This window comes from Peribacillus simplex NBRC 15720 = DSM 1321, from assembly GCF_002243645.1.
GTDB lineage: Bacteria > Bacillota > Bacilli > Bacillales > DSM-1321 > Peribacillus > Peribacillus simplex.
Map to the genome: position 1 here is coordinate 339,274 of NZ_CP017704.1, position 15,486 is coordinate 354,759.

Sequence of the window (15,486 nt, forward strand, 5' to 3'; positions counted from 1 at the left end):
CCCTTTCAAGGATAGGACTTTAATGCTACTTACACTTTTTGTTCGATAAGCTTTCGGGTATAGATGGTTACCCATTTCCTTGGCAGCAATCCCACAGATTTAGCCATGAGTTTATTTTTAAAGCCTGGAATGATCACAGTTTTATTCTTCATTAACCCTTCAAATCCGCACTTGGCAACAGCTTGCGGTTCTATTAAGTTCTTAATGAAAATTTTTGTTCTTGTTGAAGCCAACCCTTGCGTGAGCGGCGTTTTGGTAGAAGGGGGACATAATACAGAAGCTTGAACTCCGGTTCCTTTAAGTTCTTCCGCAATTGCTTCCGTAAAGAATAAGACGTAAGATTTGCTGGCCCCATACATCGACATCCGTGGAGTTGGCTGAAAGGCTGCTGTTGAAGCCACATTTAAAATTTTACCTTGCTTACGTTTCACCATGTCATCCGCAATAAGTCTAGTTAAATACGTGAGCGAGATCATGTTAAGCTGCAGGTATTCCATTTCTTTTTGAATATCCAATTCCGTCATCAACCCTAATCCGCCAGCTCCAGCATTATTAATCAAAATATCGATGTCAATTCCTTCGCTTTTCAAGTATCGATGCAAGCTCTCTACCGTTGTATGACTGCTCAAATCGCCGGCAAAAGTATTCACTTGCACGCCATATTCCTTTTTTAAACTCTCGGCTTGTTGTTCCAACAACACCGAATCTCTGGCGACTATTACCAAGTTATAACAATGCTCTGCAAAAACTTTTGTGAATTCATATCCAATCCCTTTTGTAGCCCCAGTAATCAAAACCGTCTCTGCTGTCATTTATCATTATTCCTCCTAACACCATTATCTATTAAATTAGAATATTAAAAATATTAAAAATATTATCATGTTAATGATTATACTTATAAGTTTTAATTAAATAAAATTAAAAATATTAATATATAAATCATTATTACTAACAATGAAAGAAAAAGCCCAGAAAAAAGAGAAGCCTCTTCGTCATTTGGACGCCGTGCTTCTCCTTTTTTTATAAATCTAACTAAAATTTAGTCACATCAATAGGTTCAATTCCTTCAGCCGCGCAATGTTCATAGTATCTTTTCAGGAATGTTTCCCAATTGTCTCTGGCAACAATTTCTCCTTCTTCACCCAAATAGTCTAATGTTCCTTCTACAATATTGAAGGTGATAACATCTTCATCCCCTACAGCTATCGGCGTATGTTTGGAGCCTGCAGGCTCATAAACCATGTCACCAGGTTTGGAGATCCAAGGCTCCTCGAGGTATCTCCAAGTCCCTTGGACGGTATACACAATGACTGTTCCAGGATGGAAATGGGCCGGAAGCTGCATTTTCGCAGGAACACATAATAACGTAACCGTCTGTCCTGTCACAGGGTTGGCTTTAAGCAATTTAAATTTCGCATCTCCAAAATATGGAATCCAAGGCAATTCATCTACACTAACATTACCTGCATGAAATACTTCTACTTCTTTTACGTCTTTTAAATTACTCACTTAAAATCCCCTCTTTCAATAAATATTTATTAAATCCGCTTATTGTTTTCGCTTTCATCAACAAGCAAATTAAATAGTTCGAATTTATTAATTTCAGTATATTCGTAATTATTAATTAAGTAAAATTGATATTTTTTAATTGCAATTAAGTATGATTAATTTATGCAACCACGTTATTTGGATGAAATTTACTTAGCCCCAAGTCCACCATCAATAGTCAAAATATGTCCAGTACAATAATCAGATGCTGCTGAAGCTAAGTAAAGGAGTGCACCTACCAAATCATTGTCACTGCCTAATCTTCTAACTGGAACTTGTGAGGCAATGAAAGGGCCTGCTTTGTGTACAAGTGTTCCCGGTATTTCTGGGTTATTCATTCCTGTAGTGAAAACTCCAGGAGCAATTGAATTTACATACACTCCATGTCGGCCCCACTTAACTGCTAAATCCTTCGTTAAAGTCATCACTGCACCCTTACTAGTTGTATATCCGACAGAATCTACTGCTTCCGGGTCAACACCTTTAAAGCCGATACTAGAAGAAATATTAATGATTTTACCGTATTCGTTATTAATCATATGTTTTCCAACTGCCTGACACATCAAGAATGTTCCTGTCACATTTGTATCCAACATAGCTTGCCATTGTTCTAAAGGCATATCCGTAGCAGGAGACTCAAAAACTGTTCCGCTGCTGTTGACTAAAATTTCGATTTCCCCAAAATGAGAAACCGCTTTCTCCACACCTTGAACGACAGATTCCCGATCTGTGACATCCAATGATAGAGCAAGTGCCTGTCTTCCTAACGCCTCGATTTCTTTTACAACTGCTTCGCAAACCTCTAAACGCCGTGAACATACTACAACGTTTGCTCCGGCTTCTGCCAACGCCAGTGCCATTACACGCCCTAACCCGCTGCCGCCTCCGGTAACGATTGCTGTCTTACCATTTAAATCAAACAATTGGTTTAATGACATTCTAGTTCTCCTCCTGTTTTTTCGGAATATTCAAAGATTTTTAAATATTATTGATATTGATTATACTAATAAATTATAATTAAATAAAATTAAAGATTTTAATGTGGTAAGTAAGTATTACTAATATTTAAAAAAGGAGAACAGTCATGAATATTGAACAATTACTATATATCGTGGAAGTCGCAAAATACAGTTCTTTGTCTATCGCAGCACAGAATCTACATGTGACTCAATCCAACATCAGCCAGTCCATAACCAACTTGGAAAAGGAGTTGGGGATTAAAGTTCTTAAGCGGTCACGGGGACACGGCGCTGTCCCAACCGATGAAGGAAGAATCATTCTGAAACTCGCCTATGAAGTACAAAAAAAACTTGAGGAAATAAAAGAGACTGCTAACTTATTGAATTCCACGGAAGTGGGGGAACTGAAAATATCGTCATTACCCGGATTGATGACGTTCCTGGTAAAAGCGATAGCATCGTTTAGACATGATTATCCGCACGTAAATTTGGAGGTTGCCGATAAAAGTGGATCTGCTGTAATTGAAGATGTTCGACAGCATAAGACTGACATTGGACTGATTACGTATTCAAGTGATTTGAACATAAACATGGAAGGAATAGCTTTTGAAGCATTAATCGAAGGGAAGCAGAAAGTATATGTTTCTAAGCATTCTCCCTTAGCCATCCTTGGTACTATAACTCCGCATGATATACTTGATCAAACTCTCGTGACATACAAGGGTGAATTTATGCAGTATTTTGTACAAGAATTCTTTCATAAATATAAGCCCTTGAAAATCTTATTTACTTCAAATAATATGGATGGAGTTCTCCAAGCCGTCAATGAAAATTTGGCAATTACATTTGCTCCTGATTTCGTAATGAAAAACTATCCCCTTATCATTAATGGCGATATTGTTCCAATTGATTTGGGGTATCATCCGACTGTAAATATTTCTTTAGGATTAGTTCGATCAGAGAATAAACATTTGTCCACTTTTGCCAACAAATATATTCATTATTTAAAATCAGAAATTATTAAGAATTAAAACAGAAAAAAAGAGAAGGCTCTTCGTCTCAATGTGGGCGAAAAAGCTTCTCTTATTACAAATCTTCTCTACCTTCACGATCATAACATTTTGAATCTCTTGAACCGCACGCTTAATGATTTTTGTCCTGGTACCCATACTGTTAACCCTCCTAAAATTTGCATTGTAAATTTTGCGGTAAGTTACCCTTTAAAGGTGAGTTAAGTAGGTATGTCGGTACGGTGTTCAATTTTTTTTCACATAATTTTTTCCTTCCAATATCCTTTGGATATAGATCCCTGGTGTATGAATCTCATCCGGATCAAGAGCAACCACTTCAACCATTTGCTCCACTTCGGCAATCGTAATCCTGCCTGCCGTTGCTGCGAGTGGATTAAAATTCCGCGCTGTCTTCCGGTAAACAAGATTTCCTAACGGTTCACCTTGCCATGCCTTACGAAGGCAAAGTCCCCAACAATTCCTTCTTCAAGAATATGCGTTCTGCCATTAAATAATCGGTGCTCTTTGCCCTCTTCAATCCATGTACCCACGCCAGTCGGCGTATGGAATCCCTGGATGCCAGCTCCTGTCCGAATTCTTTCCGCCAGCGTACCCTGGGGAACAAGCTCTACTTCCAATTCTCCACTTAAAAATTGCTTTTCAAAGATCTTGTTCTCACCTACCATAGCTTGCAACCATTTTCTTAATCTTTTTATTTGTAAGCAGTAAACCCATTCCCAATCTTCCACCCCACAATTGTTACTGCCCGCCTTTCGAGCTCTTCCAGCTTTTTTAGAAACTCATTTTCTGCTTCAAGGAATTTGATTCTCGCTTCGGCCTTCCTAAGTTGATCCTCTTACTGTGGCTTGGAAGAAGGGCATCCTGTACTTCCTTTTCCACGGCATTCCGTATTAAGGAGGCCTTCCTCACCAAACCTTTCAAAGGTATCACGCCAGCGCTGTAGACAACGCTTAGGCTGTTCCTTACCAATTATTTCGAGATTAAATCCATGTTCTATGAAAATTCAAGAGGGGGATTTCCCCTTTTTATATTTCTTATCAGCTTTTGTTTTAAATTCAGGATTATAGGAGATAGAACGCTCTGAAGGACTTATGATAGTTGGATTCTTTTCAAGTTCTTTAATCTGAAATTCAGCATATATATTCTTACTCATAGAAACCCTCCGTCCATACTCATTACACCTATTGAAACAAAAAAAACCGGATAAGGGACACTTTTTATGTGTGTCCGTTATCCGGGGGATAGTTCAAATAAAGAAGGCCCTCTACAGTTCAAATCATGTTACGAAACTACTAAATTACTTAATCCTCCACTTCAATATTATCATCAGCGTAAGTCTCGGATATCTTATCCTGACAACTCCAGCACTTACTGCGATTTCGCTCCATAATAGCTAAATCTTCATGACACAATACACAACAGCCCATCTCGGAAACAGCCTTTTCATTTTTACACATAGTTTATTTCCCTCCTTGATTCACCTATTAATGATTTTTATACAATAACTTGTTCCTCAGTTTTTTTCGTTGTTTGACTTTGGTTCGCGGGACGGACAATGGTCCAAAACAATAATCCGATTACGAACATAACCAAAGAAGTTACTTGGAAGCCATAACCATATCCAATTGCCTCTGTTCCTGCATACTGGATAAGATACCCGAATATGAGTGGAGCAATAATGCTTGCTGAACTTGATAGAGCCACATAGGTCCCTTGAGCCTTTCCAATGTTTTTGGGAGAAAAGAATTCCATTAATATGGCGGGTGCGAGTGAAAGAATAACAATCGCAAAACCCGGAGCAAGGATAAAGAATAGAATGGAAATAGCACTAGAATTAAAGGCATTTGCAAGAAATAAACAAATAGCGGATAGCACCATCGTAATCCCTGCAACATTTATTCGTGCTTTACGAATATCTCCTGTTTTGCGATAAAGCCGATCCGATAACAAGGCAAATATAATTTGGCAAATGGCAGCAAAAAGAAAAGGTAAAGACACTGCAAGTTTCAACATTTTCCCATCAAAATGTTGAATTTCGGTGAAATATGCAGGAAACCATACCGCTTGAACGGACAATAACCAATAGGCACATCCTGCACACAAAACGATAAAAATAAAATTTTTAGATAAAAGATACGGAAGAAACTGACGCCAAGAAACATTAGAAGAAATTATTGAGTGCTTATCTTCTTGATCAAAAGTATACGAACCGATTTCTTTTGGGCTTTCTTTTCCAAGAATCAACCATAAAACTAGCACCATTAGTCCAACAATCCCCATTGCTATAAAAGCAGATCTCCATCCATATCCATTGATCAAGGAGATTAATAATGGCGAAGCAACCGCTGGCCCGATTGTTGCTCCAAAGAGAACAGCGCCAAAGCCTATACCATGTCTATGTTTAGGGAACCATTTTCCTATTATTGAAGTTGATATAGCAACTGCAGGACCTTCTCCTGCTCCCAAGACCATTCTTGTAATTACTAGCAGAGACAGACTGGAAACAAAAGGTGTGGTGAATTGAACAACCAACCAGACAAACGATATCCAAGTAAACATTTTTTTCGTATTTCTTGTATCGGCCATTCCCCCTAGAATGAAAGAGGAAAAGGTAAAGAACCAAAAAAACGAACTGCCGACAATTCCCCATTGTGAAGGACTTAAATGTAACTCTTTCATTAAAGGAACAGAAACCAAACCAATGATAATTTTATCAACCTGGTTGATCATACCTGAAGCTACAAGAATTAATAATATGATCCAAGAATATTTAGGTGTTTTCAAATTAATAATCTCCCCTTCTATTCCGTTAACATGAATCAATTAGTGTTTTAAAAGTTTTTAAAGGTAAACCTTCCGTGTTTAACCTCGTCTAAACTCTTATATTTATTAATCCCATTACCTCATTTTATCTGTAATACCTCCAGCTGTTTTTTCACGTACCGGAATACCGCCGCGACCCGCTTTACCTGTTTTCTCATCAATGAACATCGCGAAGTCTGGCGCAATTTCTCGCCCATTTGGCATCGTGAGCCACAATCTTAATAAATGACGTTTTCGTTCAGGTTCTTCATAGTCTTCGTATACAGTACGTGAATGAAGAACAGTATAATTATTAACAAATTGCATATCACCCGGTTCCATCATCATATCAATATGCATGTTTTCATCATATAGGAGGGAATCTATTAAGTCATATGCTTCAGTTTCAACTTTTGACAAATATCTCCCTGTTTTTGTTTGTGCCGATTCGACATATCCGCGGTTATATCTGCAGCTTAATTTTCCTTTGTAATAACTAAAGACTGGTGATGAATAAACAGGAGATTCACCTGGTGTTTCCTCACCACGACGATCCAAGAAATATGGAAGATAGAGAACTCCAAGATACTCTGGGTACCTATCCAGAATTTCATTGTAAACCGCGATGGAACTTACGATACTACTGTAACCGCCAGCTTTAGCTTTTCGAAGACTTAATAATCCGACTACGTCAGATCCATCTGGGTGAAAGGGAAGATGAGCATTCGTTTGGTAACCACGTACATTTGAATCATTAATGTCGAGACCTTGGTCAACAACATGCCCTAATAAATCACCTTTTGCGTTTTGCGTTACCGGGATGCCTAGGTGGACTCCGAGACCCCAGTAAATGATGCTTGCTTCTTCATCTGTATACTTTTCAATTGGTAAGCCACGAATTAATAGAAAACCTCTCCCATTTTCCAACTCGTTTATAAAGTATGCTATTTTGTCAGAAAGATCCGGAATTGGAAAGTCCTCCTTGTTAAAATCAGGTGCCTTTAACCCTTTTTGTTTTACATAAAATAAAGCGCTTTCAAGATTTGCAATCGCTTTCTCTGACAAATAATAAATCCATGAATCATCTTTTTCTAAATCAATACCTTTCCAAGCCACTGGTCCTTGAATTTTTTTCTTTAAAATAGACGGCACCGAGAATCCTCCTTCGTATTCTATTGCAATTTTAACTATAGTACCTAATGAGTTTGGGCTGTTTTCCTACTTAAAAGCGACTGCCACTATCTTTCAAGCCCTTATACAACAATTATTGCTTAATAAATGTTGTTCCTTGTTCCCCCCTCACTTCCATGGAAGCGCTTCAAATAACTTCTGACTGTTATAATTGTTATTCCATTAATTATATTCATAATTTTCAGTTAAATAAAATTAAAATTTTTAATCTGCAAATAACCTTTACTAATAAATGGAAAATATAACACCCTTGTACATGGCAATCTTACAACACATATCTTTATATTAATAAAACTTAAGTGCAATTTAATATTTTTAATTTTATATAATTATAATTTATAGGTAGAATCAAAGATAGAAATGATTAAATATTCTAATAAATAACTTTCAAGCAGAGTCTAATACAAGTTAATTCGAAACAGGAGGTTGAACTATGGACTTAAAATTATCTGGAAAAAAAGCACTTATCGTTGGAGGAAGCAGGGGGATTGGCAAAGCTATTGCCCGTCAGTTGGCTTTGGAAGGTGTAGATTGTACGATTTGTTCAAGAAACGAATCTTCACTAAAGAATGCAGCAGACGAATTGGCCAAAGAAACCAACAGAAGTATTTATCCAATCGTGGCAGATACTAATGATCCTGACTCTATCCTAAATTTAGTTGAAAAATCAGCAGCAGAAATGGGAAGCATTGATATTTTAATCAACAGTGGAGCCCGTGTTGGTGGCCATGAACCAGAGGAATTTAACAGCATTAAAGATGAACTTATCTTGAAAGATTTTGAAGAAAAGTATTTGGGCTATTTTCGTTGTATCCGGGCTGTTGCTCCTTATATGATCCAAAATAATTGGGGACGTATTATCAATATAAGTGGTCTGGCAGCTAGAATTGGCGGCAATTATTTTAGTTCCGGACCTCGTAATGCATCTGTTGTCCATATGACAAAATCCGCATCATTAGAATTAGGAAAGCACGAAATTACTGTCAATGCTGTTTATCCAGGGATTGTCGATACGGAAACGTTTAGAGGCCGTGTCACTAATGAGGAAGCTATACGCCAGGCAGCATCAATGAATGCCCTTGGCCGCTTGATTACACCAGAGGAAATTGCTTATGCCGTTACCTTCCTTGCCTCACCTTTGGCGGCATCGATAACTGGCGATGTCATTTCGGTAACCGGTGGAATTGGAAATACCGTTTATTACTAAATGCCTAGGGTTGCTATTGTTACAGTTTCGTTGATTATCAATAATTTCTATTTTAAAAATTAAATAGGTTATTTTAAAAAGCGAGCCTCACTAAAATCTGAGGCTCGCTTCATTTAGAACATTTTCTTTCAATCTATCCCTATTGTATATTTCAAGGAACTCAAGAACTTCTCGATCCTAGAAACAGTCAATTCTATGTTCTTTGAGAAAATGGCCATTTGTACAAAAAATCCGTGGACCATCCCGGGTTCACATTCATATTCAACTTGTACACCAAAATCTTTCAGACGTTCAGCATAGGCCATTCCTTCATCCCGAAGCACATCATTTTCCGCTGTAATAACAATTGCTGGCGGGAGATCACTTAAATCTTGAGCTACCAAGGGGGAAGCATACTCATTACACCTGTCCTCAATATTCCTTAAATAATGATTACGGAACCAAATCAACTGTTCTCGATCAAGACCAAATCCTTTTGCAAAGGTTCGATGGGATTCCGTATTGAACTCAAGATTTGTCGCAGGATAGATTAAGACCTGTGCAGTGATGTTTGGACCTTTTTTGTTTCTCGCCATCATCGTAACTACAGTCGCTAGATTTCCACCTACGCTATCCCCTCCAACTACCAATCGAGAAACATCTCCGTTAAATGAAGTCCCTTTTTCAAAAACCCATTGCAATGCGGAATAGGCGTCTTCTACTGGAGTCGGAAACTTATACTCTGGAGAAAGACGATAGTTTACGGATACAACGATACTTTCCGTTCGATTCGCTATCATTCGGCAGCTAGCATCCGTTGAATCAATGTCTCCTAGAACCCATCCTCCACCATGGTAGTAAATAAATAGAGGGAAAGGACCTTGCCCCTCCGGTATATATACCCTGCATTTGATTGTTTCATCCTGGCTTACCGGAATCATGAAATCCTCAACTTTTGAAAGCGGTTCTAGTTTTACAGCAGGACGTGGAGCTTTAGAAAGCATCTCTCTTACTGACTTATGATCCATCGTATGAATAGATGGCAGCTGATTAAATGCTTGTAAATATTTTTCTGCTAGCGGATCTAAATTTGCCAAAAAACTCATCCTCACTTCAGGTTATTTTTAACTTACCCAGTCTATATTCGAAACCATTATTCCTGTCACGAAACTCTCAGATTAACTTCAAAATAAAAATATAAAATGGTGATTTTATTCATCATTTTCGTTGAATAAAATCACCATACAAAAATAGTGGTGATTATTGTTATCACCGGTTTTTATCTAATTACAGGTGCTCCCCCTATATAAAACTCGAAACCTGGAGCAATTTTTCGGCCATTTGGCATCATGAGCCACAATCTTAATAAATGACGTTTGCGGTCTTCTTCTTCATAATCTACAAATAGTGTACGTGAATGAAAAACGGTATAATTATTAACGAATTGCATATCACCCGGTTCCATCATCATATCAATATGAAAGTTTTTATCAGCAGTAAGGGAATCTATAAAATTAAATGCTTCGATTTCCTCTTTCGACAAAGAGATACCTGTTTTCGTTTGTGCTGATTCGACATATTGACGTATATATCTGCAGCTTAATTTACCATCGTAATAGCTAAAGACCGGTGATGGAACTACAGGAGATTGACCTGGTGCTTCTTCCCCACGAAGATCATGGGCAAATGGACGATAGAGAATTTCAAGGTACTCTGGGTGATTATCCAGAATTTCATTATAGATAGACATCGCACTAGCGATACTGCTTAAACCGCCAGATTTCGCTTTACGAAGACATAGTAATCCGACAACATCAGCGAGATCTGTGTGATAGTCAAGACGTACATTCGTTTGGTAACCTCTTACTGTTGTATTATCATTAAAGTCTTTACCCATATTTTTGATATGCCCTAAGAGGTCACCCTTTTTTTCTTGAATGATCGGTAGGCCTAAGTGAAGTCCAAGACCCCAGTAAATGATACTAGCTTCATCGTCGGTATATTGATCCATTGGTAATCCACGAATCAATAGAAATCCTCTCCCATTCTCCAGCTCGTCTACAAAATAAGCAATTTCATCAGCGAGATCAGGAATCGGGAAATCCTCCTTGTTAAAATTGGGAGCCCTTAACCGTTTTTGCTGAACATGTAATACAGCCTTTTCAAGAGCTGCGAGGGTTTTCTCTGACAAATAATAAATCCATGAATCATCTTTTGCTAGTTCGATACCTTTCCACGCTGAACGCCCTTGAATTTTTTCCTTTAAAATAACTGACATACATATTCCTCCTTTATATTTGTTATACCACTTTAATAAACGGAATATTTTGAATTTATTATTTATGGTACACTTATTAATTAAATGAAATTATCTTTGTAACTTATAATTAAGTTAGATCAATATAATCTTACTAAGAATCTTTCAATCTACGTTTATACTCACTTGCTCATCTTTTTCAATTATTGTGTAGCTTTCCTTTGCGGGACGTACACCGATCCAAAACAATAATCCGACTATGAGCATCCCTAAAGAAGAGGCTTGAAATGCGTATCCGTATCCGATAGCTTCAGTCGCTGCATTTTGAATAAGATAGCCAAATACGAGTGGAGCAATAATACTTGTAGTACTTGCAAGTGCAATGAACGTCCCTTGTGCCTTTCCAATATTCTTGGGAGAAAAAAACTCCATCAATATTGCAGGTGCGAGTGAAAGAATGACATACGCAAAACCCGGAGCAAGGGTGAAGAACAATATGGATATCGCCGTGGAATTCGCGGCATTTGCTAGGTATAAGCATAGAGCTGATAACATCATCGTTATACCGGCAAGATTTATTCGTGCTTTACGAATATCTCTTGTTTTACGATAGAGCCGATCTGATAGAATGGCAAATCCTAATTGGAAAAAGGCTGCAAAAAGAAAAGGTAAAGACACGGCTAATTTTAATGTTTGACCATTAAAATGTTGAATTTTGGTAAAATAGGCTGGAAGCCATACCGCTTGTACGGACAATAACCAATAGGCACCCCCCCCGCACAAAACGATCAGAATAAAATTTTTAGATAATAGATGCGGAAGAAACTGACTCCAAGAAACTTTAGAGAGGCTGGATGATTGCTGCTCCTTTTGCTGTATCGACGGGCAGCCGATTTCTTGAGGACTTTCTTTTCCGAAAATCATCCATAAAACCAGCACAATCAGTCCCAGAATACCCATCGCTATAAATGCAGATCTCCATCCATAATGATCAATCAAGGAGATCAATAATGGTGAAGCGATCGCAGATCCCCCTGTCGTTCCTAACAGAACCGCACCAAAGCCGATGCCGTGCCTATGTTTCGGGAACCATTTTCCCATGATTGCCGTGGATAGAGCTGGGGCAGGACCTTCACCAGCTCCCAAAATCATTCTGGTTAACAAAAGCATAGACAAACTGTTAACGAAAGGGGTGAAAAATTGAACTATCAACCAAATCAACGACATCCAAGTTAACATTTTTTTCGTGTTTTTTGAATCGGCCATGCCGCCAAGAATAATAGAGGAGAAAGTAAAGAACCAAAAGAAAGAACTTCCTACAACTCCCCATTGAGATGGACTTAAATGTAACTCTTTCATTAAAGGAACGGAAACCAAACCAATAATTATTTTATCCACTTGGTTGATCATCCCGCTAAGAACTAGAAATAATAAGATAATCCAAGAATATTTTGGAGTGCTTGTCATGTAAATCTCCCCACATTTTCCTATATAAGGAACACCTTTTTCTGTGCTCTGAAAAGGTGTTCCCACTCGTCCTTACTAAACGTTTTATAAAAAATCACTTCAGGGTTTCTACAATACCGCCAGATGTTGTTTTACGTTGTGGTACGCCGCCGCGACCTGATTTACCCGTATTCTCATCAATAAACATCGCGAATTCCGGGGAAATTTCCCGACCATTTGGCATTGTGAGCCACAATCTTAAAAGATGTCGTTTGCGTTCCGGCTCTTCATAGTCTTCGTATTGAGTACGTGAGTGCAGAATCGTATAATTATTGACGAACTGCATATCCCCTGGCTCCAGCATCATGTTATAATGTAAATTCTCATCATGAAGGAGGGAATCCAGTAAGTCTAATGCTTCAATTTCCACTTTTGATAATTGGATGCCTGTTTTTGCTTGTGCTGATTCGATAAATAAACGGACATATCTACAGCTCAGTTTACCTTCATAATAATTAAAGATTGATGATGTAAATACTGGAGGTTCTCCCGGCGCTTCCTCTCCACGACGATCAAAGGAAAATGGACGACAGAGAACTCCTAAATATTCCGGGTTCTTCTCCAGAATTTCATTGTAAACAGTCATCGAACTGATGATACTGCTGTGACCTCCAGATTTCCCTTTTCGCAGGCTTAATAATCCAACAACATCAGATCCATCAGCATGAAATGGAAGATGCAGTTTCGTTTGGTAACCACGTACATTAGAATTTTCTAAGCTAAAACCTTGATCTTTGACGTGCCCTAAGAGGTCACCATTTGCGTTTTGCGATACCGGAATGCCCATGTGAAGTCCGAGACCCCAGTAAATGATGCTTGCTTCTTCATCTGTATACCTATCAATAGGTAATCCACGAATTAATAGGAACCCTCTCCCATTCTCCAGCTCTTCAACAAAGTAAACGATTTCTTCATATATATCAGGAATCGGAAAATCCTCTTTGTTAAAATCAGGTGCTTTTAAACCCTTTTGTTTAACATGAACTAAAGCGTTCTCAAGAGAGGCAATCGTTTTTTCAGACAAATAATAAACCCATGAATCATCTTTAGCCAGGTCAGTGCCTTTCCACGCTACTTGCCCTTTAACTTTTTTCTTTAAAATGGTTGACATAATTAATCCCCCTTTTAGTAAGTTGGTTCATTTCTTACTTCACTTCAGTCAATTCTCTTAACTCTCTGCGCAAAATCTTCCCTGTTGAGCTCTTAGGCAGCTCTTTAAAAAATTCTACTCGTTTAGGAAGTTTGTACTTCACCAGCTTATCCTGACAGAATTGGATAATGTCATTCATGGTGATCTGATCATCCTTAACTACGACAAAAGCTTTAACACTTTCTCCGTATTCCGCATCTGGAACTCCGATTACGGCTGCCTCTACCACAGCAGTATGTTGATACAGGACTTCCTCCACTTCACGAGGATATACATTGTAGCCTCCAACAATAATAATGTCCTTCTTGCGGTCAACAATGTAGATGTATCCTTCTTCATCCATTGTTGCGAGATCACCAGTGTAAAACCATCCCTCATTAAAAGCAGCTGAAGTAGTTTCCGGCATCCCCAAATATCCCTTCATTACATTTGGCCCTTGAACAACTAATTCTCCGACTTCTCCTCGCGGCAATTCTTTTCCGAACTCATCTACAACTTTGCTTTGGACAGCTGGAATATTCAAGCCGATAGAACCTGGCTTGCGAGTTCCTTTTAAAGGATTAATAGCGACGAGAGGAGCAGTTTCCGAAAGCCCATATCCTTCCAAGATAGAAACATTAAACTTGTTTTCAAATTTATGCAGCAGCTCTGCCGAAATCGAGGCACCTCCAGAGATACACATGCGAATAGATTGGCAATCCTCCGCAATCGCTTCAGGCAATTGATAGATAAAACTGTACATCGTAGGTACTCCAGCAAACACGGTTGCCTTTTTTTCTCGAATGGTGCTGACCACGTCATGAGGGCTGAATTTAGGCTGGATCAGGACTGTAGCCCCACAAGCAATTGGCGCATTCAGACAAACAGTCATACAGAATACATGGAACATTGGCAGAACTGCTATGACACGATCTTTAATATCGAATTCTAATAATTTTGAAATGGAGTCCGCATTTGAAACCAAGTTCCGATGCGTTAACATTGCACCCTTTGGTTTCCCGGTTGTTCCTGATGTGTATAGAATGACTGCAAGATCTTCATCATCAATGTAAGGGCTTCCATAAGTATTAAAGCTTGTGCTTGTTTCCATGAGATGCTCCCATGTCGTTTCCTGATTCTCAGCTTCGGTATAAACCACAAGCTTCAGATTTTCCAATTGCTTTTTTACTTCTGATAACTTCGATTCTAAAGATACATGAGTAATGACCGCTTTGGCTTGACAATTGTCTAATAAGTAATTGATTTCCCCTTGGGTATAAAAAGGATTGATCGGAACAACAAATGCACCAAGCCGTAAAATACCGTAGTACGCAATGAGAAATTCAGGGCTATTTCCTAAAATAAGAGCCACTCCATCTCCCTTCCTGATTCCTTGTACATACAGACCAGCAGCCAATTGATCCACCTTCTGATTAAGTTCTTGATAAGTAACACTTTTATCTCCATAGATATAAGCGATACTTTCTGGGAAATTACTTGCGCTTCTTTTTAGATTTTCGTTTAAGTTATAACTCATTAAATGAATTCCACCCCTTTTCTCACATAGAAGGCTTTGAATGCCAACTTTTTTGAATATTTAAACTATTATTACATTTTAAGTATACTCATAAATTATAATTAAATAAAATTAAAGATTTTAATTTGTATGTAAGTATTAATAATATTAAAAAGGAATTTCAGGATAACAGAAGGGCTACTTCATGATCTCTCCATCTAAAAAACTTTCCATCGGCACATTATCCCAACAGTTTCCCTTGCAGGACATGAATTGGGTTAGCCCAAGTTCCTTCACTTTGTTTTGAAATAGCGGATGGGTGTAATGGAATCCTTGGTCAGAATGCACGGATTGCACTCGG

The 15,486-nt window shown here is 38.3% G+C and carries 13 protein-coding genes and 1 pseudogene; 2 read left to right on the plus strand and 12 right to left on the minus strand.

Translation table 11 applies throughout. From position 1 onward, the window contains the following. Positions 1-29 precede the first annotated feature (29 nt). The 3 genes from BS1321_RS01570 to BS1321_RS01580 all read right to left on the minus strand — a co-directional run bounded on the left by BS1321_RS01570 (position 30) and on the right by BS1321_RS01580 (position 2,486). The gene (locus tag BS1321_RS01570; protein WP_063233401.1) at positions 30-812 is read right to left on the minus strand and encodes an SDR family NAD(P)-dependent oxidoreductase; all 783 of its coding nucleotides are present in this window, start codon (positions 810-812) and stop codon (positions 30-32) included. Between the two features lie 220 nt (positions 813-1,032). Then, on the minus strand, positions 1,033-1,509 hold the full coding sequence (locus tag BS1321_RS01575; protein ID WP_063233400.1) for a 2,4'-dihydroxyacetophenone dioxygenase family protein: 477 nt from the start codon (positions 1,507-1,509) through the stop codon (positions 1,033-1,035). Positions 1,510-1,697: 188 nt separating this feature from the next. Then, the gene (locus tag BS1321_RS01580) at positions 1,698-2,486 is read right to left on the minus strand and encodes an SDR family NAD(P)-dependent oxidoreductase (protein ID WP_063233399.1); all 789 of its coding nucleotides are present in this window, start codon (positions 2,484-2,486) and stop codon (positions 1,698-1,700) included. Between the two features lie 146 nt (positions 2,487-2,632). Between BS1321_RS01580 and BS1321_RS01585 the strand changes: the two genes are divergently transcribed. Next, complete coding sequence (locus tag BS1321_RS01585; RefSeq protein WP_063233398.1) at positions 2,633-3,538, plus strand: LysR family transcriptional regulator; 906 nt, start codon at positions 2,633-2,635, stop codon at positions 3,536-3,538. Between the two features lie 225 nt (positions 3,539-3,763). Here BS1321_RS01585 and BS1321_RS28665 read toward each other — a convergent pair. The 4 genes and pseudogenes from BS1321_RS28665 to BS1321_RS01600 all read right to left on the minus strand — a co-directional run bounded on the left by BS1321_RS28665 (position 3,764) and on the right by BS1321_RS01600 (position 7,492). Next, positions 3,764-4,266: pseudogene (locus BS1321_RS28665) on the minus strand (CoA transferase subunit A). Between the two features lie 275 nt (positions 4,267-4,541). Continuing rightward, positions 4,542-4,691 carry a hypothetical protein gene (locus BS1321_RS27255; RefSeq protein WP_155726469.1) on the minus strand — a complete coding sequence of 50 codons (150 nt, stop codon included), beginning with the start codon at positions 4,689-4,691 and terminating at the stop codon, positions 4,542-4,544. A 341-nt stretch (positions 4,692-5,032) separates the two neighbouring features. Then, on the minus strand, positions 5,033-6,322 hold the full coding sequence (locus BS1321_RS01595) for an MFS transporter (protein ID WP_063233397.1): 1,290 nt from the start codon (positions 6,320-6,322) through the stop codon (positions 5,033-5,035). Positions 6,323-6,436: 114 nt separating this feature from the next. Further along, entirely contained in the window at positions 6,437-7,492 is a 1,056-nt protein-coding gene (locus tag BS1321_RS01600) for a TauD/TfdA family dioxygenase (protein ID WP_063233396.1), read from the minus strand. Positions 7,493-7,964: 472 nt separating this feature from the next. Here BS1321_RS01600 and BS1321_RS01605 point away from each other — a divergent pair, with 472 nt between their 5' ends. Next, complete coding sequence (locus BS1321_RS01605; protein WP_063233395.1) at positions 7,965-8,738, plus strand: SDR family NAD(P)-dependent oxidoreductase; 774 nt, start codon at positions 7,965-7,967, stop codon at positions 8,736-8,738. A 128-nt stretch (positions 8,739-8,866) separates the two neighbouring features. On the opposite strand, the gene BS1321_RS01610 is transcribed toward BS1321_RS01605, so the two are convergent. From BS1321_RS01610 to BS1321_RS01630, 5 genes are all read right to left on the minus strand, one after another. Continuing rightward, the gene (locus BS1321_RS01610; RefSeq protein ID WP_063233394.1) at positions 8,867-9,814 is read right to left on the minus strand and encodes an alpha/beta hydrolase; all 948 of its coding nucleotides are present in this window, start codon (positions 9,812-9,814) and stop codon (positions 8,867-8,869) included. A gap of 182 nt (positions 9,815-9,996) precedes the next feature. Continuing rightward, entirely contained in the window at positions 9,997-10,995 is a 999-nt protein-coding gene (locus BS1321_RS01615; RefSeq protein ID WP_063233393.1) for a TauD/TfdA family dioxygenase, read from the minus strand. A 144-nt stretch (positions 10,996-11,139) separates the two neighbouring features. Next, positions 11,140-12,441 (minus strand): MFS transporter, encoded by a 1,302-nt coding sequence (locus BS1321_RS01620; RefSeq protein WP_063233392.1) that lies wholly within the window; start codon positions 12,439-12,441, stop codon positions 11,140-11,142. Positions 12,442-12,535: 94 nt separating this feature from the next. Next, on the minus strand, positions 12,536-13,591 hold the full coding sequence (locus BS1321_RS01625) for a TauD/TfdA family dioxygenase (RefSeq protein WP_063233391.1): 1,056 nt from the start codon (positions 13,589-13,591) through the stop codon (positions 12,536-12,538). A gap of 34 nt (positions 13,592-13,625) precedes the next feature. After that, the gene (locus tag BS1321_RS01630; protein ID WP_063233390.1) at positions 13,626-15,146 is read right to left on the minus strand and encodes a long-chain-fatty-acid--CoA ligase; all 1,521 of its coding nucleotides are present in this window, start codon (positions 15,144-15,146) and stop codon (positions 13,626-13,628) included. Between the last annotated feature and the right edge of the window lie 340 nt (positions 15,147-15,486).

What these genes read in the sequence shown, in the direction of transcription:
- BS1321_RS27255 (WP_155726469.1), bottom strand. Translation starts at nt 4,691, where the DNA reads ATGAGTAAGAATATATATGCTGAATTTCAGATTAAAGAACTTGAAAAG.
- BS1321_RS01580 (WP_063233399.1), bottom strand. Translation starts at nt 2,486, where the DNA reads ATGTCATTAAACCAATTGTTTGATTTAAATGGTAAGACAGCAATCGTT.
- BS1321_RS01625 (WP_063233391.1), bottom strand. Translation starts at nt 13,591, where the DNA reads ATGTCAACCATTTTAAAGAAAAAAGTTAAAGGGCAAGTAGCGTGGAAA.
- BS1321_RS01615 (WP_063233393.1), bottom strand. Translation starts at nt 10,995, where the DNA reads ATGTCAGTTATTTTAAAGGAAAAAATTCAAGGGCGTTCAGCGTGGAAA.
- BS1321_RS01585 (WP_063233398.1), top strand. Translation starts at nt 2,633, where the DNA reads ATGAATATTGAACAATTACTATATATCGTGGAAGTCGCAAAATACAGT.
- BS1321_RS01570 (WP_063233401.1), bottom strand. Translation starts at nt 812, where the DNA reads ATGACAGCAGAGACGGTTTTGATTACTGGGGCTACAAAAGGGATTGGA.
- BS1321_RS01605 (WP_063233395.1), top strand. Translation starts at nt 7,965, where the DNA reads ATGGACTTAAAATTATCTGGAAAAAAAGCACTTATCGTTGGAGGAAGC.
- BS1321_RS01620 (WP_063233392.1), bottom strand. Translation starts at nt 12,441, where the DNA reads ATGACAAGCACTCCAAAATATTCTTGGATTATCTTATTATTTCTAGTT.
- BS1321_RS01630 (WP_063233390.1), bottom strand. Translation starts at nt 15,146, where the DNA reads ATGAGTTATAACTTAAACGAAAATCTAAAAAGAAGCGCAAGTAATTTC.